At 69.1% G+C, this 544-nt stretch carries 1 protein-coding gene; it reads left to right on the top strand.

What is annotated here, in order from left to right; all coding sequences use genetic code 11:
• A partial coding sequence (locus tag PUR56_RS03790) for a family 43 glycosylhydrolase (RefSeq protein ID WP_329947841.1) occupies positions 1-544 on the top strand: 544 nt, incomplete at both ends.

The following is a 544-nucleotide window of genomic DNA, read 5'->3' as shown; positions in this document are numbered from 1 at the left end:
GCTACGTCTCCGCCTACCGCTCGACGGACCTGAAGACGTGGGAGTTCCGCCGCCACGTGCTCACCCAGGCGACGGACCCGGAGCTCGCCGGCGCGAACATCGAGCGCCCCAAGGTGATGTACAACGCCGCGACCGGGCAGTTCGTGATGTGGATGCACAAGGAGGGCAGCGCCACCGACTACAGCGAGGCCCGCGCGGCCGTCGCGGTCTCCAGCACGATCGACGGCGACTACAGCTGGCGGGGCAGCTTCCGCCCGCTGGGCTCGATGTCCCGCGACATCACCACCTTCGTCGACGACGACGGCACCGGGTACATGATCTCCGCCGCCAACGAGAACCGGGACCTGCACGTCTACCGCCTCACCGCCGACTACACCGGCATCGACGCCCAGGTCCAGAGCCTGTGGAACGGCGAGTCCCGCGAGGCCCCGGCGATGTTCAAGCGCGACGGCGTCTACTTCCTGCTGACCTCCGGTGCCACCGGCTGGGCCCCCAACCAGCAGAAGTACGCGACCGCCGACAGCATCACCGGGTCCTGGAGCGG

Origin of the sequence: Streptomyces sp. BE303 (assembly GCF_036290945.1) — a bacterium.
GTDB lineage: Bacteria > Actinomycetota > Actinomycetes > Streptomycetales > Streptomycetaceae > Kitasatospora.
The sequence above is the reverse complement of the archived record's forward strand: the minus strand, read 5'-3'. Positions and strand labels throughout refer to the sequence as shown.